Source organism: Candidatus Firestonebacteria bacterium RIFOXYD2_FULL_39_29 (assembly GCA_001778375.1).
Classification (GTDB): Bacteria; Oederibacteriota; D2-FULL-39-29; order D2-FULL-39-29; family D2-FULL-39-29; genus D2-FULL-39-29.
On sequence record MFGV01000087.1, the window covers coordinates 1 to 26089 of the forward strand.

Below are 26089 nucleotides of genomic sequence, written 5' to 3' on the forward strand. Positions count from 1 at the left end.
CGCTTCTTGGTTCCAGTTGTCAAAGAACGGTGTTTCTAGAAATAATTGCGACACAGTCTGAATTACTAAATTCTAAGAACTAAACAATCACTAAATATCACCTAATTATAATTCTTAAACAAAATCTTTGTATTTATATTATAAACTTCATTATGTTTAGTGCTTAGTGATTTAACCTTAGTCATTGTTTAGTTATTAGTGCTTAATCCTTAGTAATTGTTTTTTGTCTCACCAGTAACTCTTATTCTTTAAATACTTAGCATAGTCTTTCACTGCGGCTTCCAGGGTCATGCATTCGTGTTTACAGCCGGCATGGCGGAGTTTTGTCATATCGGCTTCGGTGAAATACTGGTACTTGTCACGGATGATCACAGGCATTTCTATATATTCTATTTTTGGTTTCTTTTTGACGGATGCAAAAAGGGCCTTGGCCACATCGTTCCAACTCCTTGCTTTGCCCGTGCCGACATTAAAGATACCTCTCTTCTTTGGATGTGTCAGGAAGTAGTAAACAATATCCACTGCATCCTTCACGTAGATAAAATCCCTCTTCTGTTCGCCGTCGGCGTAACCTTTTTTGTAGGATTTAAAAAGACACATAGGTTTTCCCGCCGCAACTCCGTCGAAAGCTTTGCAGATCAAACTCATCATCTCTTCTTTATGGTACTCATTCGGACCGAAGACGTTGAAGAACTTGAAACCGGTAACTTTATTCTGGAGTTTGTTTTTTATTAGCCAGAGGTCGAACATCTGTTTCGATCTGCCGTAAGGATTAAGAGGTTTCTGGATGAGAGTGCTTTTATCTTCATCGCTGTATCCCTGATTTCCGTTACCATAAGTAGCCGCAGATGAAGCATAGAGAAAGGAAACTTTATTTTTTAAAGAGTACTCTGCAAGAGCTTTGGAGTATTCAAAGTTATTCTTTTTCAGAAATTTCGTATCCATCTGCATCGTGGAGGAGCAAGCCCCCATGTGGATTATCGCATTCGGTTTGAATTTAGGAAGTTCTTTGAGGAGTTCATCCTTATCCACATACCCGTCCAGCACCTTCCCTTTCAGATTGTCCCATTTCACAGGATTATCCGACTGGTCCACAGCAAGGATGTGCTTTATCCCTTCATCATTCAGCTTCCTGACAATACAGCTCCCAATAAACCCCGCCGCCCCGGTAACAATAACTTTCATTTTTTTACGTCCTTTTTTTAAAAACTATTCCACTTCCGCCAGTTATGTTGGTCGGATCTTTTGTAGAAATTACAAAACTACCGGATTCTCCGCCTAAGGCGAGATCTCACCGTAGGTGGACACTGATAAAAGCTATGCTATAAATATTATTGCATTAGAACATATATTTTTCAATAATAATAGAAATTGACTAATATTATACCAATAAGTTCAATATAACTTTAATCATATTTTCTTTTTCCTGTGATTTACTGGCAGCAATCAATAAAGTCAAGGCAACAAGCGTATTATCTTCTATACACCTACTACCATCTTTCCTTAATAAAACATTATTATTCTGTAAAAAACAAACAAAAAGAGTTGCTGCAATTCGTTTATTTCCATCTACAAAACTATGATTTTTGGTTATAAAATATAAAAGATTCGCAGCTTTTTCTTCTACCGTTGGATAAACATCTTCCCCTCCAAACGTCTGATAAACAGCCCCTATTGAGCTCTTAAAACTACCATCTTTCTCCTGCCCAAACAACTTTGAATCTACATATTTTTTTTTCACCATGCTGATAATTTTACCGGCTTCCTCATAAGTAATTTTATACCGTTCTTGTTTTGTTCCTTTCGGGACAGCAAGTTTTTGATTGTCGTAATCATCCAGTATATCAAGAGCGCGCGAATACTCAGTTATTACTCTAATAAGTCCTTTAGTTTCATCGGAAACCTTTTCAATGCTAATAATATTTCCTAAAAGCCTTATTGAATTCTGTAGTTCACAATATTTATGCTCTGATAAACGAAGCCTTTTTTCATTAATCGTATATCCATTTACAAGGTGCTTTTTTAAGACGTTTGTTGCCCAAATACGGAATTGTGTTCCCCTTTTGGAATTAACCCTATAACCCACAGAAATTATTGCATCAAGATTATAGTATTCAATATTCCTTTCAATTAAACGCCCGCCCTCATTTTTAACTGTTGCATATTTTGCAACAGTTGAATATCTGCGGAGCTCTTTTTCCTTGAAAACACACTGCAAATGGCGAGAAATTACAGATTTATCTCTTTCAAATAATTCTGCCACCTGATTAAGGCTTAACCATACTGTTTCTTTTTCTAACTTAACTTCAAGCCTGTTTTTATAAAGAACAACCTGTCCTTTTGGCATTTCTTCTATTTTATTATTTATTCTCTGCAGCATTATTCATCCTCCAAAACAGTAATAGTCCTCTACTTAGTCATCAATCCTCTTCCCTGCCAGATTCTTCCATTTCATAGGATTATCCGACTGATCCACCACCACCAGGATATTATTAATCCCTTCATCATTCAGCTTTCGAATGATACAACTCCCGATAAACCCCGCCGCCCCGGTAACAATAACTTTCATTTTTTTACGTCCTTTTTTTAAAACGATGCCACTGAAAGAAACTATCCTTGTAAATATTATTGCATTAGAACACTGATCTTTCAATAAGAATAGATTCTGAATCTACCCCGATTTAGAGAACTACTTGTTTAGTTACAAACAAACGTTTTTGATTGATCAATTTTATGCAATGCACTCAAATTAGTCCATACTATTTGCCAGAGTTTCTCTGAAAATTTATCCGAAGAAACATTAATTACCGTCTCGATATAAATACAATTATTACCCAGATAATCTATATGATATAGCCGTTCGTGACCAGAAGGAAGCACCTTATGTTTAAACCATTCAGGAGAACACTTAATATATACCCTAAAAAAACAACTTTGAGGAGTATTTAAAACTCCTCCCGGATTCTCTTCACTTATTGGGCCAACATTATTTTCAAATTTTAATTCTGAATATACATTCCCGTTGTTTAAAAAGCTTGCGTTATCTTTGAATCCAACCAATTCAGGATAACTTTTTTGAATTTTCACTATATCATCATAAATATTTTTTGTAGTTATTTGAGAAACTTTAATTATTTCGGCCTTATTTTTTAAAAATTTGTTCCAATCCCGGATGTAGTAAAAAGATTCAATACTTACATAAACTATAAAAACACAAACAAATACTTGAATAATTTTTCTTTTATGCTTTCCTTTTTGCCAAATAAATATAAGATATGCCATCAATAGATAAAAAATACAAAATATACCATATATAATTTCGCCATATGGTCTAATTCCCATTAAAATCAATATTTTATCCATTGGTATACCAGTAAAACCTACCATCCTTGCTATTAACTCACCAATGTTCCGTTCATATGTCAAACTTATATGATGAGCCATGTAACCTGGGAATATTTGAGTTAATAAAATAACAATCAAAACATTAACAATTGACGTAACAACAAAAATCAATAGGCTATACAAAATAAGCTTAATAAAAGTTATCATATCCTTGCCTCCAACTAAGCTCTTCATAGTTTTTCAACAGTTTCACTGAATTATTCTATATTTTCGAGGTGCAAAGCTCACGATGCACCTTGTCATCAATATATTTTACTTTTGAAGTTACGGTGCCTTCTTTTACATAATATTTAATATCATTTTTTTTACAGAATCCGACGAAATAATCGGCTAGGGAATTGTAGTATTCCTTATGGTATTTGAAAACTGATACTTCGGCATTATAATTCAGTTTTCCGAAGACGATTTGATCGACAAAATCGACAGCTTCAAGAATCTCTTTAAGATTCTGTTCAATAAAATTTGGAGTAGGATACGGCTCCATACTCACCCAGGTCTTTAGACCGTTATCGTGAAGATACTTGAGTGATTTGATCCTGTCTTTAAAAGCAGATGTGTTTGGTTCATATTTCTTTCTGAAGTTCTCATCCAGTGAAACCAAAGTAATCCCATATCTATTGTTTTTGCTTTTCCCGTTTCTTTTTGCCAACTCCCGCGGATAAAGACCTTTCGTAAGAGTACTACATGGTTTTTCAGCTTGGTTTAGTTTGTCAATTATCTGGATACTCAACTCGGAAACCGGATCTTGCTCGTACATAAACGGATCTGTTGAAAAGCACATATGCACATAATTAATCTTATTTTTATACCGGGGTATCTCTGCATCCAGCAATTCCAGAGCATTCTCTACAATTTTTGGCTCAAGCCACTCTTCATAAGTTTTTACCACGCCGCATCTCTTTTTCATCATAAAAGCATAGCAAGGATACTTACAGCCGTGAGAACATCCCTGTACATGATTTAAGCAGTAGTCGGAGTATTCCACTCCTGTCTGATAAAGCAATGTTTTACGAGTTATCGTTTTCAATTTATTTTCACCTTGCATCCACTTGGATACGTATATTTCTTCTTTCTTGAGGATAAAACGATTAATTCTAAAGGAGTTGCTTTTTCCATTTTCTTTAAGACCGTTCTTAAATGTTCTTTTCTGAAAGATGTTTCTATGTTTACAAAAGATTCGAGATCATCAACTAAAACTTCTAGCCCTTTATATTTCTCTATAATACTTTTATTGAGTCTATTAAAATCTGGAATATCCTCAAACAACAAAGGCTGAGAGGAATTATAAGTCGCATCTGAAAATCGAAAAGAACCGCTTGGATCAACTTTCCACATTGCATCCTTCATTTTCGATAAACCAGTTTCACTGTTTGTACCAAAAACCAAATAGTAATCACTTTTATTATGCCTATTAACTATTGTAAACGTTCTTACATACTTAATTCCAGCATATTTTTCTAATTGGTCTCTATAATGAGCAATTAGCATGCTTTCCCTATTGGGTACATCTTTAAACTTTTTCCAATCGTCAGAACCAAAAGTCTCAGTTATTGCAGCTTCATTTTGAGGTAGAACTAAGAATCTATTTAGTTCTTCTATCATAAAATTAATAAATACTTCACATCTTTTATTAGTCACAATATTTTTTATGAGACTCATTGGTATTCCTGTAAAACCAAAAGGATCTATAAATACAAATGAAGGAGCAAGTAATCTTCCTTGTTTTTCAAGGTTTTCAAGTATTGAACCCATAACACGAGAAAATTCCCCATAAACACAATCACACTTAACATTTACTGGTTTAGTTATTCCGGAAACCTTTTGTTTTAAATAATCATATCTGCTTTTATCAGCTTCAATAAATAGCATTACTACTTCAGATTTTATAGGTGTTTTGTGTTCGCATATAGTTTTAATAGCTATTATAGGCGAACCATCTTTTCCCCCAATATATTCCCCAGGTCCAGAAAAGCCATCAACATATAATATTCGATCCCCAAATTTTGATAAGATAGGTACCCACGCTGCAAGATAACGTCGTAATATTTCGTGTTTAATTTCTGTATGTGGCTCAATTTCCCATAAAACAGTTTGAATCTTTCCCATATTCTTATCTTCCCCCAGACGTCAGACATGAGAAAAGCAATTTTGAATACACCGTTTCACCCTTGTCAAATTCATTTTATACTTTTCTTCAAGCTTTTTCAATAGATTCAATCAGGATTCAATCGGAAACAGGAAGGTGTATTAACATATCTGCTCAATGGCATTTTTATTAACAGGTAAATCTGCACAGAAAAGTGAAACTTACAGACGCTGGATCCCCAATCTAGTTGAGGATGACAAAAAGGGAAATTATATTGTTTTAGTCGACTACTCTCTTAACAGTTTTTGCATCTCTTTGTCTACAAGCGGGCCCATTTGGTTATATACGGGAGTTACAACGAACAGCATGAACAATACGGTAACGATTATTCCGAGAATAACGGAGATCCAGACCCAGAGTTTGGCTTTTTGGGTGTAAGTTTCTGCCTCGTCGTATTTTCCCTCGAGAAAACTGGAGTTTACTTTCAGACCGTAAATAAAAGAGACAATGGCCGTGGGAATGCAGGAAAGAATAAGCAGAATAGAGATGATCATATAATTTTTTGGTTTTGGTTTCTCTACTCGGGGTCTTCGTTCGTCGTCATGCAGAGGGAAATTACAAGCCTCGCATTTCCAGAGGTTGTCATTGTTGTCTTTACCGCACGCTTTGCATTTTATCATAAAACTCCTTCTATAATGCTTTATCTTTCCGTCACACGACACTGGATTCCGGGTCTAAGCCCGGAATGACAGGTGTTTTCAACAGCCTGTTACGACTTAAACAACGTAAACGGGTAAAAAGATAAATTTCTTAGTATCATAAATAGTATTATACCAGAAATTATCAGCCACCAAATAGCTGGTTTTAACTTAACTTCCGGTAGTTTTACCGCAAAAATTGACTTTAGTACATATAGAAGGAACCAGACGGTTAAAAAGGGAAGAACCATCACCATTAACGGATTGAAAAAGAAGGCTTCTTTTATATTTCCATGAAGTAGGTTATGCAGAGCTCTTAAAGAACCGCAACCGGGACAGGAGAAATTTGTCAGATAATGAGTCGGACAGGGCGGATATATTCCGCCTTCTCCCGGAGCAAAATAAAATAGTACAATGACTGCAATACTGACCAATATAATCAAACCTGTTGCTGTGGATTTTTCAGTCATTTTAGACGTTCCAGATGCAACAATTTTTTCTTCCAATTCCTTCCTCCGGAGAAGCCGCCCGGGGTCCCGTCGCTTTTTATTACACGGTGGCAGGGAATTACAATAGGGCAGGGATTTTTTCCAAGGGCATTTCCTACTGCGCGGGCAGAGCCGGATTTTCCTATTTTTTTTGCAATCCAGAAATACGGCCTGGTTTCGCCGTAGGGAATCTTCTTTGTACTCTTCCAAACCTTTGTTTGAAACAGGGTAAAGCATTTAAAATCAAAAGGCGGGGAGAAACCCTGTTTTTTTCCGCAAAAATACGCTTTCAATTCTTTTCCAAGTTTTTTCATAAATAGAGGCGGGTTTTGCGAAACAATAACAGGTTTACTTTTTACCGGAAAAGATATTTCTTTAACGCCCAGGGCTGAATAGGTTAATTTAATCCAGCCGGGTTTAACTTTAACGACAAACTCATTTTGTAACATCTGTCTTTTGCTCTAAGAGCGGAACTGTAAGCGCTTCTGAAGTAGCCGCTGTCTTTTCCTGTGTTACAAAAAGCGCAGGCGGGACCGGTTTTGGAGGAGTGTACGGGTAAATATCTCTTTTTATGGGTTTTCCCGGAAATATTCCTTTTCTTATACCATCTTTATCTTTTACAATCTCCCCATTTACCATAACAATATCAAAACCTTCCGAGTACTGCGCCGGATTTTCCACAGTGGCTTTCTCCACTATTTTATCCGGATCAAACACAAGTAAGTCAGCATCCGCTCCGGTTTTTATTCTCCCTTTGTTTTTCATAGCCGAAGATATCTTTTCAAGACGCTTTGCGGGATAATAAGAACACATCCTTACAGCTTCCATCAGAGTAATAATCTTTTCTTCCCTTACATATTTTTGAAACAGCCGGGCGTAGCAGCCGGCACCGCGGGGATGGTTATTCTTTTCAATTTCTATTATTGTGTCGCTTCCTATCATCATCCCTGGAAATTTAAGAGCGGCAACAATATCAGTTTCCGGAATAGCATAAGCTACCGTCAGGGGATTGTTGGCCGGACGTTTCATTTTTCTTATTGCTTTATATTTCTCTTCAGTCAGACGTTCAGAAGTATTAGCCACCTGAAGGTCCTTATAAGTGATATTGAACCTTTTTTGCCAGTCACCGTCAAACCTCGCAGAAGCAAGATAGGTTGCCCAGGAATTATAAGGGTACATGTCCAGAGTAATATCAAGACCTTCTTCATTCGCCTTTTTTATGAGGTCCAGAGAGGTGTTCATGGAGAAGGTACCGCCGGTACTGTTAAAATGATCTATTTGGAAAGAAACACCCGTTTTTCTTACTATATCTATGGCTTCAAAGATAGCATCTATATTTGTCTTTTTTTCATACATCGTGGAATATCTAAGGTGCGCCGTACAGATGGCTCCGTACCTTTTTACAACTTTTGCAAGTTCTAAGGCCTCTTCAGTAGTAGTCCCCGGAACATACTCAAAGCTAAAATTAAGCCCCAAAGCCCCGTTTGCGAGAGCCGCATCCGCAAGCCGGCACATCTCTGTTATCTGTTCTGATGTCGGTTTTTCATAAGCTCCCATAAGACCAACCGAATAACGAAGGCGGATCTGGCTTACCGCACCCCCCTGATTCAGATACAGATTCCCCTGTGTCCTTCCCCAAAGCTTTCGAAAGTTAGCCATGGAAGCTCCATGCATGGAAAGATTGGTCGTAACGCCATCAGCTGCCTTATAGTATTCTCCGGTTTTATTTTGATCATAAGACAGGAAATCAATAAAACCGGGACACACGACCAGGCCGGAGACATCAAGAGAACGTTTTGCTTCAACACCCTTCGGTCCCGCATATACAATCTTTCCCCATCTTATTCCGATATTTTTAACTTCATCAGTTCCGGATTCCGGATCAAGCACCCGGCCGTTCAAGAGCGCAAAATCGCATATTTCCTGCGCCCCTAAAATACCGCGAGCGAGCACAAGTAATAATATTACAAGAGCAACACACTTTTTCATTTATTTACCATCCTGCGAAAAGCGATTCCACCGATTACAGAACTACGGGATTCCACTGATACAAATTTTTGCTTTGTTAACTTGTTTTACTTCTTTTACTGCTCTTACTTCACTTTCTTCTCTTGCTTTTCTTACTGCCCTTGCTTCTCTTGCTGTTTGTGCTTTCCCAGCCTTCTTGCAACTGCGTCCGTGAATAATTTTGCTTCCTCTATTTTTAAAAACCGTGCCAGCCCCAGATAAACCGGTAACGCCAGAAGTATCGGAACCAGTACGACAACTATTCTCTTTGTTAAACCCGGAGTTAAAACACTGCTTAAGAACTCCGAAGAAAGCCACGCTATAACTGCCATTATACACGAAGCAAGGAGAACTTTCCAAAAGACTTTAAGGATATTTTTTCCGTCAAGAGGCCCCATTTGTTTTCTGAGAAAATAGTACAACATTAAGAAGTTCAACAAAGTTGAGATCGTATTTGCCAGGGGTAGCGCAGCATAGTTCATCTTTTCCATTAAAATAATACTAAATAGTCCGTTCGTAAGTATGGCCACTATTCCGCAAATGACCGGAACATTGGATTTTTTTAGCGCAAAAAATGCAGGCGTAATAATTTTATTAAGAGAAAAGAGCGATAATCCCAGAGCATAGTAAATAGTCACAATTGCCGTTGCTTCTGCGGCCTCTGCCGTAAAATTACCATGCCTGAATAAAAGGTCAGTCACTCCATAGCTAAGAACAATAAGTCCGAGTGTTGCCGGAACAGTCACAAATAACGAAAGACGGAGAGAAGAAGAGATCGTATCTTTAGCTTCTTCAGTCTTCCCCTCGGCTACAAAAGAGGAGAACATAGGAAATGAAGCAGTGGCAATAGCCACGCCAAACAAGCCGATAGGAAGCTGCATCAGCCTGAACCCGTAGTAGATGTAAGTTATAGCCCCGGTGCCAAGCAACGAAGCAAGAAAAGTATTAACAAAGACAATATTTATCTGTCCGATAGAGTTCGAAAATATCGCAGGCGCCATTACGCGGCCCATCTGTCTTATTCCGGAATCTTTAAAGTCCAGTTCATAGCGCAGCTTAAAGCCCTTCTTATATATTATCGGCAGCTGGATAAGGACCTGAACTAACCCGGAAAAAAGCGCGCCAAAAGACCAGACAATGACCTGAGTCTCCGGAAGTTTTGAAAATAGCGGACATAAGGCAATACCGGTAATTATCATTACAAGGTTTCCTATTGCCGGAGCAAGGGCCGGGACGGTAAAATGTCCTTCGGAATTCAACATACCCATTATAACGGTGGCAAAACCCATAAAAGCAATAAAAGGAAACAATATTCTGGTAAGCAAAATAGCAAGTTTTATCCCTTCAAGCGCAAAACCGGGAGCAATTACTTTAATAAGAAACGGAGTAAAAACCCAGGCAAGAATTATAAGAATAGAAAATAATATGCAAAGAATACTGATAACAAGGTTGGCCAATCTATAGGCTGCCTCCTTCCCTCCTTTATTCATATAATCGGTAAAAGCCGGAACGAAAGCCGAACTTAAGGCGCCTTCTGCAAGAAGATCACGGAACATATTAGGAATTCTATAGGCAACATAAAAAGCATCAGAGACAATACCTGCTCCAAATAAAGCGGCATTTATCTGATCCCTGACAAGACCAAGAATACGGCTTAGTCCTGTAGCCAGGGTCATTACTGCTGCATTCCTGCCTATTTTTTTCAATTTTTCGGTCATTTACCTATCCAAACTTTGATTGTCTTGTTTATCTTGACTTTTACGCCTTATTTTTGTTATATTACTTGAGTATTTATACTGCGCTTCGCAGTAAATCTCAGGAGGTGTACGTTGCCATTACTTAAATCATCAATAGAAGCAGCAAGAAAGACCAAGAAAATGACCTTAATTAACAGGTCTACCAAACATAAACTTAGAGTTACAGAAAAAAAGCTTCTCAGTTTAAAAACCCATGAAGAAGCCTCCAAATTACTCAAAATCTTGATTCCTAACATTCAAAGGGCGGCACTGAAAAATATTTTCCCCAAGAATACAGGAGCAAGGAAAGTTTCAAAATACACCAGATACGTTAATTCACTTAAAGGAAAATAAACTTTGCCTGTAAGCTACAAGCCGCTGGTTTTTAGCCGGCGGCTTTTTTATTTCAGAGAATTCATCTGCTATAAATGTCCGCGTTAGAATGTTACACGTTATCACGTTGCTCACGTTCCACATTAAAGTGGTATATATTTAACAAAGTAAATCGATACTGGATCCCGTGTCCCAGTACGGAACGACAAAATAATTGCATTCTTCTGTCACTTTGTACTTCGCACTTACCTTTGCTAACCATCCGACCCTCTAACCTTCTAAACATCCGGCATGCTTTTACCTAGCCCCTGGTATCAAGAACCCAGAAACTTTCATTTTAGTAACAATTTGTATACCAAACTCTCAATCACCTGTGAAGGCATCTTTCCCGATTTTCTTTTGGTTTCTTTATCAGTTTTTGCAAGCTCAGAAAATATTGTCTTTAACTGTTTTTCATCATAAAACCGGGCCTGAGTAAGAAGTCCGGAGATAAAGTAAGGATGCACGCCAAGCTTTCCCGCAATAGAGTTTTCAGGAATTCCGGCACGAAGAAGGACTTTAGCCGTCCAAATTTTCTTAAAATGACCATATACAGCCCCGACTATCATCGGACCGGCAGCATGTTTATCGTAGACATAGAATATATCATCAATTATTTTTAAAGATTTGACCAGATTTCTTTCTGCCAGGGCATTAACAAAATCAAATATGTTTCTCGCATCAAGTCCGCTCACTAAAAACTCCACATCAACTTCATCTACATGTTTTTTATCACCGATATAAAGTATCACTTTTTCTATCTCAGAGTCAAGGTCTCTCATATTACTTCCTACTCTCTCGACAAGTATATCCACGGCCTCCTGGGATATCGTCTTTCCCAATTCGGATAATTTCTTTTTTATCTCAGAACCAAGTTGATTAGGATATAGCTGATAATAAGTAAAGGTTGTCGAAGAAGCTGCGGCGGAAATCTTCTTGTAAGCAGCCCCTTTTTCAAAATCACTTTTTTTCACGTCTTTGCTTACTAATATTAAAACAGTTGATTCTACCGGAGTTTTAACATATTCCAGAAGAGTATCTTTAAGGTCTTTTCGAAGTTTTTCAAATTCCCGCAGGACAACCACACGCCTGTCTGCAAGAAAAGGCACGGTCTTAATCGTCGAATCAAAATCAAAAACAAAATTACTCTTTGCCCGGCGGCTGCCGGATTCTTCTTCGCTTTCAGCAGGGTCTCCGTCTTCATCTTCTTCCCCGCCGGCTTTACCCTTGCATTCTATTTCTGTGTAATTCAAATCTTTATTTTCCGCAGGTAAAGACTTTCTTAATATTTCTTTTACCTTTTTGTCTTTATTAAACTCATCATTGCCGGCAACAAAATATACCGGAGCTATGGGTTTAGTAACTTTCCCAGCCATAAATGACCCTGTTGACAATCCCTTCTGCAAGAGACCTGTAAACCCGCTGCCTGGCACCAACCTCAGTTTCTATGCTCGTCCCCTGTACGGTAAAGGTGGTCGCCCCGCCGCCTATTCCTCCAATTTCTTTCTGCTCCCATATTACTTTGCCGGTTTTTAGATTAGTAAACTTTACATCCAGGATTATTTTAATCCTATAGGAAATAATTACATTATTAACATCATAGGCCATTGGCTGCAGTTGATAGAGCCGTATAGTCCCCTCAAGGAGCGCATCTGACTGGTCTTTGGCAACTACTTGAAGCCGGCCATCAATCAGAAATTGCTTTACGATAAAGTCCGTCATTTCAGTATCTATACCATACTGTGAAGTACCGTTTATGACCACCGGAATGTTAATCTTTTTTATTCCCGGATCCATATTAGGCTTCATAGAAGCGCAACCGGATAGAAGCAAAAGCCCTACAACCAAAACAAAAATATTTTTCATATTGTCCCCCTGATAAGTAAACTACAATAGCACTTATCCGTAAACATCATTATATTATCCTTATTTCTAATTGTACTTTGTTTTAGATGAAAACTCAAGCAAAACCCGCCCGAAACTCCGGGCTGATGACACAGATAAACGCTAATAGATATCACAGATGGAAACATTTTGCTTTTGCTAAGCATCTGACCCTCAAAGCATAAACTAGAGGGATAATGGCACTTTGCTTTTTCCGTTTCTTTTGCCAAGACTCTAAACTCTAAGCATTAACTACAGGTATGCTATCCTGTTTTTTCCAGATCTTTTCGCTTTGTACAGGCATTTATCAGCTTTTGATAAAACCTCTTCAGATGTAATACCATCTTGAGGAAAGAGCGCATAACCAATACTCATCGTCACCTTTATTTTCTTTTCATATTCAATAAATTTAGCATCCATTACGCTTTTGAAGTTCTTAAGAAAAGCACCTATATCCTCATTTTTTCCGTCTCTGAGCACTGTAAATTCATCTCCACCATAACGTGCCAACACACATCCCTTTAATTCAGATTTAAAATAATTCGCAATATTTTTCAAATATGTATTACCGGAAACATGACCATAAGTATCATTATATGTTTTAAAATTATCCAAATCTATCATGATTATCGCAAAATCTTTTTTGTGATTAACCCGATTATCCGACTGTTCCAAGAAAAATCCGTAATTATACAAGCCGGTAAGGCGATCCATATCCGCAAGATGTTTCACCTCTTCATACAATTTGTTTCTTTCTATTACCAGAGCGAATTCTCCGGCCAGAGTCATAAAAAGATCATAATCCTGCTCGGAAAATTCTTTCATATTTTTCGGTTTAACTCTCAAAAACCCTGTGACTTTTTTATCTCTGGCCTGCGGGAAATAGATAAAACTTTTACCTATATATATTTTTGCCTGATTAATAAGCAGATCTACAATCTCCGGATCCATTTCACTCGCGGAAAATTCGTCATCCTCTCGCAATAGTTTAAATTTTTTCACCTTCTTATCATAAACCGCAACTTCCCAATCTGAGATCACATCAATTTTCTCAAAAAGAGGATCTAAAAGCTGCACCATGATATAATAATCAATATTTTCATTCATTATCTCGGTAATAGCCAGAATAAGCCGGAGATCTTTAACATGTGTCTCTTCTTTTTTCACAGTTTCAGAAAGAAAACCCGTAAAAAGCCCGACCACAAAGAGGAAAGGTATTCTCATGTAAATATTAACATCATAAATATTTACATCTTTATTTATGAGGAGCCAGGAATAAAGAAGAGAAGCGATAATTGTCGATATTATACTTGCTTTAATATCCTTTCCAAGAGCCGTTATTACAATTACCAAAAAATAAAGAAGAAAGAAATCCGTACCGGCACTTTTCGTAAAATATATCCCAAGGGAAACAAGGATTATATCGCCTATAAAAATAATATACCTGAAGTTGTTTTCCTTGAAATACTCCAAAGAAATAAAGTAGAGAAAAATATTGGAAAGGATAAAAAACAAAACGAGTATATTAACATAGTTAACAAGCTGCAAGCCGTCATTGGCCGCGGAGAAAACGGCCATATAAGCAGCGGCGATAACAATAAGCCATCTGAGATTTAGAAAATTATATTTAAACTGCACTAAATCTTTTGTATTCATACTGCCACTATGTTTACCAGTTTATTTTTTACCACCACTACCTTTTTTACAGTTTTTCCCGAAAGAAAAGCAATAATTTTCTCGTCTTTCAGTGCAAGCTCTTTTACTTTTTCATCTTCGATATCCAGGGAGACGGTGAGGCGCCCGCGTAATTTCCCGTTTACCTGAAGTACAATTACCGCCTCTTCCCCGCTGATATACTCAAGATCGCACTTTGGAAGTGAATGAAGGAATATACTTTCCTTATAACCCAGTTTCTCCCAGAGTTCTTCAGTAATATGAGGCGTAAAAGGAGCCAGCAGAAGCACAAGATCTTCAACCGCCAGTTTTAACAGGGGGGGGAAAGCTTTCTCTTCCCCTTCAGGCACCTTAAAAAGATACAGATAGTTAGTAAACTCCATAAGAGCTGCCAGAGCCGTATTGAAATGAAAATCCTTTTCCACATCTTCCGTTACTCTTTTTACGGTTTTATTAATACTGACATAAAATTCCTTAAGCTCTTTACTTAAAAGTTTTGGTTCAATTTGTCCTGTTTTTTTAATTACAGGTATTGAAGTTTCGACAAATCTTTCAACACGTCCTAAAAACCGATGAAGGCCTTCAATGCCTTTATCATTCCACTCCAGCTCTTTCTCAGGAGGCGCGGCAAAAAGTATAAAACCCCTGACTACATCAGCGCCATATTTCTCAATAAGCGGATCAGCCTCAACCGTATTGCCCTTTGATTTACTCATTACCTGTCCGTCCTTCAAGACCATACCCTGAGTAAACAAATTAGTAAAAGGTTCATCAAAGTCAACAAGCTTTAGATCATAGAGAAATTTAGTAAAGAACCTGGAATACAGCAGGTGCAGTATTGCATGTTCAACCCCTCCGACATACTGATCTACAGGCATCCAGTACTTCACCTTTTCAATATCAAAAGCCGCTGCATTATTTTCAGGATCGCAGTAACGGAGGAAATACCAGGAAGAGCAAATAAAGGTATTCATGGTATCCGTTTCTCTTCTTCCCTCTCCGCCGCACCCGGGACATTTAACTTCTACAAATTCTTTTACGGAAGCAAGAGGAGAAGCTCCCCCCTTCGGTTTAAAATCTGAGACAAAAGGAAGTTCTACCGGCAGATCCTTCTCCGGCACCGGCACAATTCCGCACTTATCGCAATAGATAACGGGAATAGGCGCCCCCCAGTAGCGCTGTCTGGAGATAAGCCAGTCCCTTAATTTAAATTTTATAGCTTTCTTACCGATTTTATTTTTCTCCACAAATTCAGCCATCAGCTCAATAGCTTCCGTATTTTTCTTTCCGTTAAATTCTCCTGAATTAACCTGGAACCCGTCATTCACATACGCTTCCGTCATTGTTTCCCCGGACAAACTCCCGCCTTCCGGCTGAATTACAACTTTAACAGGAAGATTATATTTCTTCGCAAAATCAAAGTCGCGCTGATCATGGGCAGGAACTGCCATTACCGCACCCGTACCGTATTCCATAATGACGTAATTAACCGCATATATAGGAACTCTATCTCCGTTAAACGGATTAATCGCATAAGAGCCTATAAAGAGCCCTTCTTTTTCCGTAAGGTCAGAGGTTCTTGCTATCTCGGATTGTTTTTTAAGTTTATCGGAAAACTCTTTAACCTGAGGTTCATATTTTGTGCCTTTTACAAGTTTTAGCGTAAGCGGATGCTCCGGAGCAATCACCAGATATGTCACGCCAAAGATTGTGTCAACTCTGGTAGTATAAACAGATATCTTATCGTCTGTTCCCTCTATTTTAAAATCCACTTCCACACCAAAAGATTTACCTATCCAGTTTTCCTGCATTATCCTGACTTTTTCCGGCCAGCCTTTAAGTTTTTTAATATCTTCAAGCAGCCTGTCCGCATAGTCGGTTATTTTATAGAACCATTGATCCAGTTCTTTTTTTGTAACTTCCGTTTTACACCGCCAGCAGACCCCGTCAACGACCTCTTCATTTGCCATAACCGTCAGACACTTTGGACACCAGTTAGCTTCTTTCTTTTTCTTGTAAGCAAGACCTTTTTCGTAAAACTTCAGAAAAAGCCATTGAGTCCACTTATAGTAATCAGGAGCGCAAGTAGCAATCTCACGACTCCAGTCATAACAGATACCGATTTTTTTCAACTGCTGTTTCATAACTTCAACATTTTTATAAGTCCATTCTTTCGGGTGAACATTATTTTTTATAGCCGCGTTTTCCGCAGGAAGCCCGAAAGCGTCCCAACCCATAGGATGCAAGACGTTGTAACCCTGCATTTTCTTATATCTGGAAACCACATCTCCTATGACATAGTTTTTACAATGTCCCATATGAAGACGGCTGCCGGAAGGGTACGGGAACATCATAAGAACATAATATTTCTGTTTTTCCGAGAAATCCTCTGCTTTAAAAAGCCCTTTACTTTCCCAGTAAGCCTGCCACTTCTTATCTATCACATTACTTATCACTCTTGGACTCCTTCTTTGCTGCTTTATTTTCCGTTCTCATTTCTTCCGCCTAGGCGGATTTCGCAAAGATTTATGGTTTGATATTTTGACTTTGCTCAATATCTACAGCTTCACTTAGCACTTTTTAACTCCTTTTTGAAGAATGATTCCACATCCGCCAGTTATATTGGGCGGATCTTTTGTAGAGATTGCAAAACTACAGGATTCTCCGCCCTTCCGCCCAGGCGGATTTCGCAAAGATTTATGGTTATCTATTTAAGATTTGCTCAACTGCCTTTTCCGTCTTCCGCCCTCGGTTTTTTCCGTGCCTCTGTTCCTCCGGCTTTTTTTCCGCCCTCTGACCCCTGGCTTCTGTCTTCAGCTTTTGCCGTTTTCACAGCTTCCGACTTCTGACTTCCGCTTCCGCTTTTCTGCGCATCTGAGCCTCCGCCCTTCTGAGCATCTGCACCGCCCTCCGACTTCTGTCCTCTATCCTCTGTTTTTCCCGTACTTCCACTGGAGCTTCCGCTCTTTTTGTAGTCATTAACATAAAAACCGGATCCCTTAAAGACAAAACCTACGCGGGAGGCAGGAAGTTTTGGCGCTTTAGCCCCGCATTTTTCGCATTTTTCCGACTGTTTATTCTTTGTTTGCAGTACTTCAAATAAGTGACCGCATTTATCGCACTTATATTCATAAATTGGCATTTTAATTCCTTTTTGAAAAACGATTTCACATCCGCCTAGGCGGATTTCGCGAAGTATTATGGTTTTATATTTAGACTTTGCTCAACTTCCTTAACTTTGTTCACTTTCTCTGCTTTCTTTGCTGTACTTGCTTCCTCCGCCTAGGCGGATTTCGCGAAGATTTACGGTTAGATACTTAATACTTCGCTCAACTTCTGTTTTTGCTTCCCCTGCTTCGTTTACTGTACTTGCTGTCTTTAAATCATCAATTTTTTTATATCTACTTCCGTACTTCCGGATTTCATTATTTTTTTATCGGACAGAAACTCTTTATCCTTTGTCTCTTCATTATTATAGAAGACGATCCTTTCCGCATATTTAGCATCACCTTTTTTAACCGATTCAAAGAACTCTTTATAATCCCCGTCCGCAAGGCTTGCGCTGATAATTACATTCCTGTAATTTCCCATAGTAAGCTTTTGTTTTGCAAGTTTGGCATTTCTTGCGATATAAACACTGTAACCCATATTATAAAGAGAATCCCCGAAGATCTTAATTATTTCACCTTTATCATCCACGACCAGAAGATTATTTTCCTCTTCTTCGGAATGCTCGGGCGAAGAAACAGGAGCTGCAGGAGAAGGAGCAGTATAAATATCAAAGGAATCATGCTTTCCGCCGGCTTGTTCAGTTTTAGACTTTAAATCAGTTTCATTATTTTCAGATTTTTCAACCGGCTTTTCTTTACCCGGCTCCTCAATATTCAGATCCGATTTAAAAGCAGACGTCCTCTCGATAACCATTTCCAGCTTTCTTTTTTGTTTATCTTCAGTATCCGTTTTTGTTTCAACAGAGAAAACCGGCAGAGGTTTTGCCTGCTCCTGCTCGAGTTCTTTTCTCATGATTTCGTAATGTTTCCTTGCAGCATCACGCTCCGCAGTCAGTTCCCCTTTTTGTTCTTCAAGATCTTTTATCTTCTCTTTAAGAGCCTGTTGATCCTCTCCTACTTTAAGTATCAAAGATTGAGCCTGTTTATCGGTCTCTTTTTTCCTGCCTTCAACAACATTAAGAGCTTCCGTCATTTTTTTATTTTCATTCACCAATAACATATATTTTTGTTCCAAATCAAGCTTTATCATTTCAAGTTCCCGCACCTTCCCGGATGCTTTCAACTTGTCTTCTTCCATTCTTCTGGTTGCTTCACCGACTGTAGCCATAACCTTCTGCGCAGCATCTTTAGAGGAGGCAACTTCAGCCAGCTGTACCGCAAGGCCGGTCTTTTCCTGATTTAAAGCCCTAACAGCAGTTTCCAGCTGATTAATCCTGTCAAGAGCAGATTTCTTTTCTTCTTCTATTTTAGCCTGCAGTTCGGAAAGAGGGACATAAGCAGACAGATCCGCCACAGGTTTTTCCTTTTCTGCTTTTAGAGCCTGTTCCAGATCTCTTATTCTTCCTGCGTATTTTTGATCCTGAGCTTCAAGCCGTTCGGTCACCAGATCTGCAACTTTTTCTACAGGCATAAACTCGGCAGTATTTACCGGCTTTTCCTCGGCGGCTTTGACTTTCTTTTCCATCTCTGCTAACCTGACCTCAAAATACTCTTCTTTCTCTTTTAAAACACTATTATTTTTTTCTTCCAATTCGGCCAGCTGTCTTTGTTTTTCTTGTATTTCGTTATCTTTGGCACCCGCAAGCTCTCTTAAACTATTCAATTCACCAAGCTGTTTTTCGGCCTCCTGCAATTTCGCGCTAAGATCAGCCTGCTCTTTTTGCCCTGCCTCAACTTCCCTGTTTTTTAAAGCCTGCAGCTCTGCAAATTGTTGTTCCCTCTCTTGCAGTTTAAAAACCATCTCATTTTGTTTTGCCTCAAGTTCCTTATCTTTTTGTTCAAGCTGTTTTGCTCCGGCAGCAACCTGAGACACTTCTACAAGTTTTTCTTCAAGTGCCTTATTCTTCTCCTCCAACTGCTTCATGCCGGTCATTACAGCAGCAGCTTCCATAAGTTTCTTTTCAAGCACTGCCACTTCATCTTTATTTTCCTTTTCCCTTGCCGCCTTTTCTTCGTTTACCTTATCCAGAGGCACAAACCGTGCAGGATCCGGTTTTTCCACGGCTGTTTTTAACCGGTTTTCCAACTCTTGAATCTTTAATACAAAATTCTTTCTATCCGCCTCTATTCTGGTGTTAACCTCGGCAAGGGGGATAAACCTTGAAGGATCCATCTGGGCCAATTTCACGGAATCTGTTTTAATTTTATTCTCCAGTTCCACAACCCTTGAGGCTTCTATATTTACCTGTTTATTTAACTCCTCCACTTTTATATTGTAATTCTTCTTTTCCTCTTCAAATTTTGAAACAAGCATTTCCGCGAGATTCCTACCTTCGTTTTCCAAAGATTTAACTTTGTTAACAAGTTGTTCATTCTCGCCCTTTAATTTTTCAAAATTTTCTTTAAAACCGTCATTTGCCTTTTGAACCTCTCCCAAACGCTGGACCATACCCTGGTCGTTCCCGTTTTTCGATGAGGAGTTTTTTGTTAACTCCGAAAGCTTTTCTTCAAGTCTATTCTTATCAATTTTCGATTCATTAAACCTGACTTCAAGCTCTGCCCCAACCTTTTCCAGCTCGTTAACCTTGCTGATAAAATTCTTTCTTTCCGTTTCAAGTTTTTTATTATAATCTTCTATTTTAATGTACTTGTTCGGATCCGGTTCCCCTGATGCCGTCCCCGGCTGCATAATAAGCTTTCTATATTCCGCTGTTTTCTCATTTAACCTGCGTTCAAAATCATTCTTTGATTTTTCAATTTCACTTATCTTCAAAAGAAGCCCTTTTCTTTCAGCTTCAAGTTTCATGTTAAACTCATTAATAGAAATATACTGCGAAAGATCAGGTTTTGCACCGCCGTTTTTAGCCAGAGCCTCTTTCAGCTCCGTCCTGACTTTCTCCAGTTGATTCCCCAGCTCCGTATTTCTTTCGCCAAATTCCCGGAGTTTGTCATCAAATATTTTCTTTTCCTCTGTAAGCATAGTCGCGGATGACCGGAGAGTTCCGTCTTCACTTGAGAGCTCAGTATTTTTTGAAACGTAATTCAAAAGAATAACCATAAAAACTATAGAAAGCCCTGTGCATAAAAGACCTGTACCGAGTACGGCAATATTAATCCCGCTACTTTTTGACTTTGCAGTTGTAACCGAAACTGCCGCGGATTTTTCGAGATTAACCGCGGGGATAAACAACACCAGAGAAAGTCCTCCGGTTCTCACCGGAAAATGGGCAAGGTAATACTCTTTTTTGTTTACGGAAACGCTCTCAACCCCTCCGAGCTCTTCATCCCTTGTTGTATTCTCCCAGAATTTGGGATCAAGAACACGGGAAAGGGACGATTGAAAACCTTCATTACCATAACTTTTAAGGTCGGATTGCGCTGTTACCGCACCGTCAATCTTCAGCATGTCGTAGCCGTAAATTGAAGAAGCTGCAAGCACGCCGTTTTTTGTAAGCACGGCAGGGAAAGTATCCGGATAAGTAAATTTCTTTGCCTGGTCCTTTCCGATAAGTTTTTCAAGAAGCTTTTGAAGTGATATATCAGCGCCGAGCACTCCTTTGTAAACACCGTCAATATAAAGAGGCATGAAGTACGAGATCATCCAGCTCTTCGATTCCTGATTCCAGTATGCTTCCGTCCAAATCTCCATCCTGCTTTTATTCAAATCAGGACCTGCGATACGGTAAGGCGAAGAATCTTCATTCATAAACAAGCTGTCTGCTTTAATTTTATAATTTCCGACTTTATAAAGCCCTGTCTTAACAAGATCATCAATTTTGGCCCAGGGGTATTTTCTGACAGCTGTTTCAGTCATAATATAGACAGACTCAATCACAGTCCCATTTTTCTCGATCAGAGAGAGCGTACTATCCAGGTAAGCACCAATAACCGGGATTTTTCCGTCCTTTGAAGCCTCCTTATAACTGCCGCTGACAAAAAGAACCCCTCCTTCTTTCTCGGGACTCCAGAGGAACTTTCCACCGGCGTCGGTTTTAATTTTTCTATAATCTTCCTGGGTAAAAAACGCGTTTTGCCTCTTAAAAACACCGGCGATAACGTCACCGCCCATACGTCCAGCCAATTCAACTTTCCGGAGAATCATAGTCAAATACCAGGAATTCCTGGCAGTAAGAGAGACAGCATTATTCTTCTCGCTCTGAAGTACATTCGGCGTGTTTGGTTTTCCTGCAATATTCAAACCGGACGATTGAAACGAAAAATAAACAGTTAGAAGTACCACGGGAATTATACCTGCCAATATAAAAACTCCGGTTAGTTTACTTTTTACCATTTTTTCCACTTTTACCAGCCTTTTTAATTATATTTGTAGTTGATTTGTTTTTTATAAGAGGAATATTAAAAACCTTGCCTCCTGCATTTTTGACTAAATCGCCGCCGACAATACTTTCAACAGACCAGTCCCCTCCCTTTACAAGCACGTGAGGAAGTACTGCTTTTATCGTATCATACGGAGTGTCCTTTTTAAAAAGCACTACTAAATCCACAAAGGGGAATTCCGAAAGTATCTCCATCCTGTCGTTCTCGTTATTAACAGGCCTGCCGGGACCTTTCAAACGCTTAACAGAAGCATCGCTATTAACGGCAATTATAAGCACATCCCCGAGCTTCCTTGCTGCTTTTAAATACCGCGTATGCCCGACGTGAATAATATCAAAGCATCCGTTGGTAAATACAATTTTTTTACCATTTTTCTTCAAGGCCTTAACAACCCTGACAAGGGCATATAGTGTTTTAATTTTTGTGTTCATTAAGCGCCTGTTTTAACTCCATCATTGAAAGCGGAGCCGTGCCGACTTTGCCGACAACCACACCCGCGGCAAAATTTGAAAGATACGCAGCATCGAGTAAAGAAGCTTTTGAAGCAAGCGCCATCGCCAGTACTGCAATAACCGTATCTCCGGCGCCTGTAACATCATAAACTTCTCTCGCGTAAGTGGGAATAGTAACGGGCTTTTTTCCTTTTTCAAAAAGAGTCATCCCGTGTTCTCCGCGTGTTATTAATACCGAGTCGCTTTTTATTTTTGTAAGAAGTTCTTTACCGACTGAATAGAGCGAAGCTTCGTCCTTAATAATTTTATGCACCGAACCCTCTGCTTCCTTCGCATTTGGAGTTATCACAGTAACACCCTTATAAAGCAGACAGTATGCCGGTTTTGGATCCACGGCAATTTTTATTTTTTTCCTTTTCGCCATTTTAATTACTTCCTTGAAGACGGAAGGGATAACGACGCCCTTGCCGTAATCGGAGATAATAACCACATCCACTTCATCCATGAGAGACTCGACACGGCTCAAAAGCTGTCTTACTATGGCAGGACTTACATGTGTTCTTTTTTCTGAGTCAATGCGGACAATCTGCTGGTGCTGGGCAATAACCCTGGTTTTAAGTATGGTCGGCCGTTCGGAATCTTTCACAAGCCCGAAAGCGGAGATGCCCTTTTTAGAAAGCTCGCTGGTTACTTTTTCTCCATAAACATCGTCACCTATGACGCTGATAAGGTGCGCTTTTCCTCCAAAATTAGAGATATGGGAAGCCACGTAAGCCGCCCCGCCCGGAAGTAGCGTTCTGGATTGTTCTTCCACAACAGGAACCGGCGCTTCAGGCGAGATACGATTGACTTTACCGAATATATACTCATCAAGAATAACATCCCCAAGCACCAAAACACGGGTAACATTAAACTTTTTCAATATTTTTTCAAGCTTTTTCGGATCCACGTCTATTCCCCTTTAGCTAAAATGACAACACTAATCCTGTACCACCACATACCATTCCCTTCGTTCAGGTATATGGCATGCTCACTTTTTCGGGTGCAGGGCATAGATGAAAACACTAATACATATTATACAATATGGAAGAGTAAAAGTTAAGCCAAAAAATCCCGGAAAGACACTAATCTTCTAAGTCAGATTATGCTATCTACTACAGTTTTTTAGGTAAGATCTCGTCATCAACAGCCCAAGTTCCGCTGAATTGGGCATATTTTGACTCATTTTTCTTATTTAAAGCCTTTTTTTATTAAATGTTTTCATACTGTCTCCTTGCTTTTAAATCTGATAATTAGCTGACTTCTCAGCCCTCATTTTTTCAGCTCTTTCGCAGATATCCGAAATAGTCGTCTTATCAACAATTCCATTTATTGCGTTCTTAACTTCAAGCCATGTTTTTTTAAAAGGGCATCCCGGTTCATCATCACATTTTTTGTAACAAGAAGTACTCACGCAGGCAATCGGCGATGTATGCCCTTCTATCAGTCTTACAATTTCTCCGAGTGTAATATTTTCCGGTTTTTTGCCTAATGAATACCCGCCCTCAGGACCTCTTTTGCTGTTCACATAACCGGAGCCTTTAAGCAGCGTCATTATTTGTTCCAGATACTTGACAGGAATATCCTGCCTTTCAGAGATATCCTTGATTCTCACTGTCTTCTTTTTGCCGTAAAGACATAGGTCCAGAAGCGTTTTTAGTGCATAATCCCCTTTATACGATAGTTTCATAATTGATCCTCTCTAAATGAAAGTACACAATCTATACCTGTTTGGTAGGGATTATAGCATTGTATCTCTCATTCTTCAACAAGAATACTTATCCCTAAAAACGAAGTAGGAATATTCAAGTTAAAGTAAAGAAAAGCGTATATGGTTGTTTCTTAATCAGCGGAATCGAACCCGAAATCCTACTAAAATATCAATATTCTTAATGCCAATAATGGTGTACTCTCTACTTCGGATTTCGGGCTTATTTTTACAAATAATACTCTAATATCACCTCCTTATGCATCAAAAGATTTATGACTTTTCTTACGGCATCCGCAGTATCATTGTATTCCTTTATTTCCAGGTCCGGATTAAATTTTACCAACCCGCTTTCTCCAACACTTACCACCGCTATTTCATTCGGCTCGCTTAACATCTTTAATATTTCAATGTCAAAATCATCCGCATTGTCTATCGTTGTAATAAATATCAACCCCGTATCCGTAAGAATTCTCGCCAATTCTCCTAATCTTCTTACTTTTTCCTCCATATACAAATCATACGCCTTTATATCGGCATCCAAACCGTAATCAATGCTGGATAAGCCCATATAATAAACATTATGGTTTTTATCAAACAGTTCCCTTTCCAGTTTTTTTGCGATGCTTTGTTTAACATCACTTGGAGCTCCAACAAACACAACAAACTTCGACCTGTGTTTGTTCCTTTTTTCCCTCTCATCCGATTCTATCAATCCTTTATCCCAAATGTTTTCCCTGTTCTTTATATGCTCCTTAAGGATAGATTCATTTTCCTGTAGATTTTCAATAATTATTCCCCCGCCGGCTATTTCATAATTATCGATAATAACAAACCGTCCTGTCACCTCAAGATCTCCTATAGTATCAAAAGCTATCGGTTTAGCAGTTTCAAAGATACATTCAGCCACATCATGCCTGTCTACCTGCCTTTTTGTGTTCACTGCCGTTAAATCCGACACATCAAGAGACTGCTTGATCTCAACAAGTTTAACTGACGCTCTCGTTGCTGCTAATTTCAGTTTATAAGATTTGTCCTTTATCATTGGAGCTCTTCCGACCCAGAATATATTGGCTTTGAAGCGATTTCCTATCTTCGGAGGATTTCCGCTGTTTTCCAGGATCATCAGCTCTCCCGGCCGGACATAAATCTGGGTATCCAGCGTAAACCCGACAGCCTGCCCTGCGAAAGCTCTCTTTTTCTTTTCCGTATTAAAACTTTCAATGCTTTCTATCCTTGAATTTTTCCGCGATGGAAGAAATAGAACTTTATCTCCTGCATTTATCGAACCTGCAGCGATAGTACCGGCAACTATTCTTCTATCGTCGCTTTCCCGGGTAAATTTATAAACGTCCTGAACCGGAAAACGGAAAGGTTTTTGTCCGTCAGGGACCTCATGAACAAAATGATCAAGCTGAGCAAGTACTGTCATTCCCGAATACCAGCTCAAATTCCCGGATAAAGAAACGAGGTTATCCCCGTCTCTTGCGCTTATAGGAATAAAATTAACGTCTTTTACATTTATTTTGTTCAGAAATGCTGTATATTCTTTTTTTAAAGATTCAAAAGTATTCTCGTCGAAATTCACAAGATCCATTTTATTAACAAGAACGGCTACCTGTTTTATCCCCAGCATCGATAAAAGATATCCGTGCCTTCTGGAATTCTCTTTAACGCCTTCTTTGGCGTCTATTACAAGCAATGCTGCTTCGGCGCGGGCTGCTCCGGTTATCATGTTTTTCAAAAATTCAATATGACCGGGAGCGTCAATAATAATATAATCCCGCTTTTTGGTTTTGAAAAAGCATCTGGCCGTATCTATCGTAATACCCTGTGACTGTTCATCTTTCAAGGCATCCAGAAGAAAAGCATATTCAAACGGCTTTGCGTTCTTAAAGCACATTTGTTTTACAAATTCAAGCTTTCCTTCTGGAAGCGACCCTGTATCTGCTAAAAGCCTGCCGATAACGGTAGACTTGCCGTGATCCACATGCCCTACTATCACTATGTTCATATGTTCTTTGTCAGTCAT

Annotated in this window: 22 protein-coding genes; 1 reads left to right on the forward strand and 21 read right to left on the reverse strand. The window is 39.0% G+C overall.

The features are described 5' to 3' along the window. Window positions 1–228: 228 nt before the first annotated feature. From A2536_12275 to A2536_12325, 11 genes are all read right to left on the reverse strand, one after another. Window positions 229–1185 (reverse strand): ADP-glyceromanno-heptose 6-epimerase, encoded by a 957-nt coding sequence (locus A2536_12275; protein OGF44401.1) that lies wholly within the window; start codon window positions 1183–1185, stop codon window positions 229–231. 196 nt (window positions 1186–1381) lie between these two features. Beyond that, a complete protein-coding gene (locus A2536_12280; protein OGF44402.1) occupies window positions 1382–2380 on the reverse strand; it encodes a cytochrome C biogenesis protein CycH in 999 nt (332 codons plus the stop codon). 33 nt (window positions 2381–2413) lie between these two features. Beyond that, entirely contained in the window at window positions 2414–2653 is a 240-nt protein-coding gene (locus A2536_12285; protein OGF44403.1) for a hypothetical protein, read from the reverse strand. Window positions 2654–2697: 44 nt separating this feature from the next. Then, entirely contained in the window at window positions 2698–3552 is an 855-nt protein-coding gene (locus A2536_12290; GenBank protein OGF44404.1) for a hypothetical protein, read from the reverse strand. A 55-nt stretch (window positions 3553–3607) separates the two neighbouring features. Next, window positions 3608–4450, reverse strand: a complete 843-nt coding sequence (locus A2536_12295) for a radical SAM protein (GenBank protein ID OGF44405.1) — start codon at window positions 4448–4450, stop codon at window positions 3608–3610. Beyond that, window positions 4429–5157: a hypothetical protein gene (locus tag A2536_12300; protein OGF44456.1), complete on the reverse strand. Its 729-nt coding sequence runs from the start codon at window positions 5155–5157 to the stop codon at window positions 4429–4431. Before A2536_12300 ends, A2536_12295 begins: the two co-directional genes overlap by 22 nt. Before the next feature lie 621 nt (window positions 5158–5778). Further along, a complete protein-coding gene (locus tag A2536_12305; GenBank protein ID OGF44406.1) occupies window positions 5779–6171 on the reverse strand; it encodes a hypothetical protein in 393 nt (130 codons plus the stop codon). 89 nt (window positions 6172–6260) lie between these two features. Further along, window positions 6261–6659: a hypothetical protein gene (locus A2536_12310; protein ID OGF44457.1), complete on the reverse strand. Its 399-nt coding sequence runs from the start codon at window positions 6657–6659 to the stop codon at window positions 6261–6263. Continuing rightward, window positions 6656–7126 (reverse strand): hypothetical protein, encoded by a 471-nt coding sequence (locus A2536_12315; GenBank protein ID OGF44407.1) that lies wholly within the window; start codon window positions 7124–7126, stop codon window positions 6656–6658. The genes A2536_12310 and A2536_12315 overlap by 4 nt, the downstream gene beginning before the upstream one ends. Beyond that, window positions 7113–8666, reverse strand: coding sequence for a hypothetical protein (locus A2536_12320; protein OGF44408.1), 1554 nt, complete (start codon window positions 8664–8666; stop codon window positions 7113–7115). The genes A2536_12315 and A2536_12320 overlap by 14 nt, the downstream gene beginning before the upstream one ends. A 131-nt stretch (window positions 8667–8797) precedes the next feature. Beyond that, on the reverse strand, window positions 8798–10402 hold the full coding sequence (locus A2536_12325) for a murein biosynthesis integral membrane protein MurJ (protein OGF44409.1): 1605 nt from the start codon (window positions 10400–10402) through the stop codon (window positions 8798–8800). A gap of 111 nt (window positions 10403–10513) precedes the next feature. Between A2536_12325 and A2536_12330 the strand changes: the two genes are divergently transcribed. Continuing rightward, entirely contained in the window at window positions 10514–10774 is a 261-nt protein-coding gene (locus A2536_12330; protein OGF44410.1) for a hypothetical protein, read from the forward strand. A 311-nt stretch (window positions 10775–11085) separates the two neighbouring features. Here the strand turns inward: A2536_12330 and A2536_12335 are convergent, their stop codons facing one another. The 10 genes from A2536_12335 to A2536_12380 all read right to left on the reverse strand — a co-directional run bounded on the left by A2536_12335 (window position 11086) and on the right by A2536_12380 (window position 26089). Further along, complete coding sequence (locus tag A2536_12335; GenBank protein OGF44411.1) at window positions 11086–12168, reverse strand: DNA polymerase III subunit delta; 1083 nt, start codon at window positions 12166–12168, stop codon at window positions 11086–11088. Then, window positions 12149–12658, reverse strand: a complete 510-nt coding sequence (locus A2536_12340) for a hypothetical protein (protein ID OGF44412.1) — start codon at window positions 12656–12658, stop codon at window positions 12149–12151. The genes A2536_12335 and A2536_12340 overlap by 20 nt, the downstream gene beginning before the upstream one ends. A 270-nt stretch (window positions 12659–12928) precedes the next feature. Then, a complete protein-coding gene (locus A2536_12345) occupies window positions 12929–14332 on the reverse strand; it encodes a hypothetical protein (GenBank protein ID OGF44413.1) in 1404 nt (467 codons plus the stop codon). Beyond that, window positions 14329–16806 (reverse strand): leucine--tRNA ligase, encoded by a 2478-nt coding sequence (locus A2536_12350; protein ID OGF44414.1) that lies wholly within the window; start codon window positions 16804–16806, stop codon window positions 14329–14331. The genes A2536_12345 and A2536_12350 overlap by 4 nt, the downstream gene beginning before the upstream one ends. Window positions 16807–17072: 266 nt before the next feature. Continuing rightward, the gene (locus tag A2536_12355; GenBank protein OGF44415.1) at window positions 17073–17492 is read right to left on the reverse strand and encodes a hypothetical protein; all 420 of its coding nucleotides are present in this window, start codon (window positions 17490–17492) and stop codon (window positions 17073–17075) included. A 236-nt stretch (window positions 17493–17728) separates the two neighbouring features. After that, complete coding sequence (locus A2536_12360) at window positions 17729–21820, reverse strand: hypothetical protein (protein OGF44416.1); 4092 nt, start codon at window positions 21818–21820, stop codon at window positions 17729–17731. Beyond that, window positions 21798–22289 carry a hypothetical protein gene (locus A2536_12365; protein ID OGF44417.1) on the reverse strand — a complete coding sequence of 164 codons (492 nt, stop codon included), beginning with the start codon at window positions 22287–22289 and terminating at the stop codon, window positions 21798–21800. Before A2536_12365 ends, A2536_12360 begins: the two co-directional genes overlap by 23 nt. Then, entirely contained in the window at window positions 22273–23259 is a 987-nt protein-coding gene (locus A2536_12370; GenBank protein OGF44418.1) for a hypothetical protein, read from the reverse strand. Before A2536_12370 ends, A2536_12365 begins: the two co-directional genes overlap by 17 nt. 330 nt (window positions 23260–23589) lie before the next feature. Next, window positions 23590–24039 (reverse strand): hypothetical protein, encoded by a 450-nt coding sequence (locus tag A2536_12375; protein ID OGF44419.1) that lies wholly within the window; start codon window positions 24037–24039, stop codon window positions 23590–23592. A 247-nt stretch (window positions 24040–24286) separates the two neighbouring features. Next, on the reverse strand, window positions 24287–26089 hold the full coding sequence (locus A2536_12380; GenBank protein OGF44458.1) for an adenylyl-sulfate kinase: 1803 nt from the start codon (window positions 26087–26089) through the stop codon (window positions 24287–24289).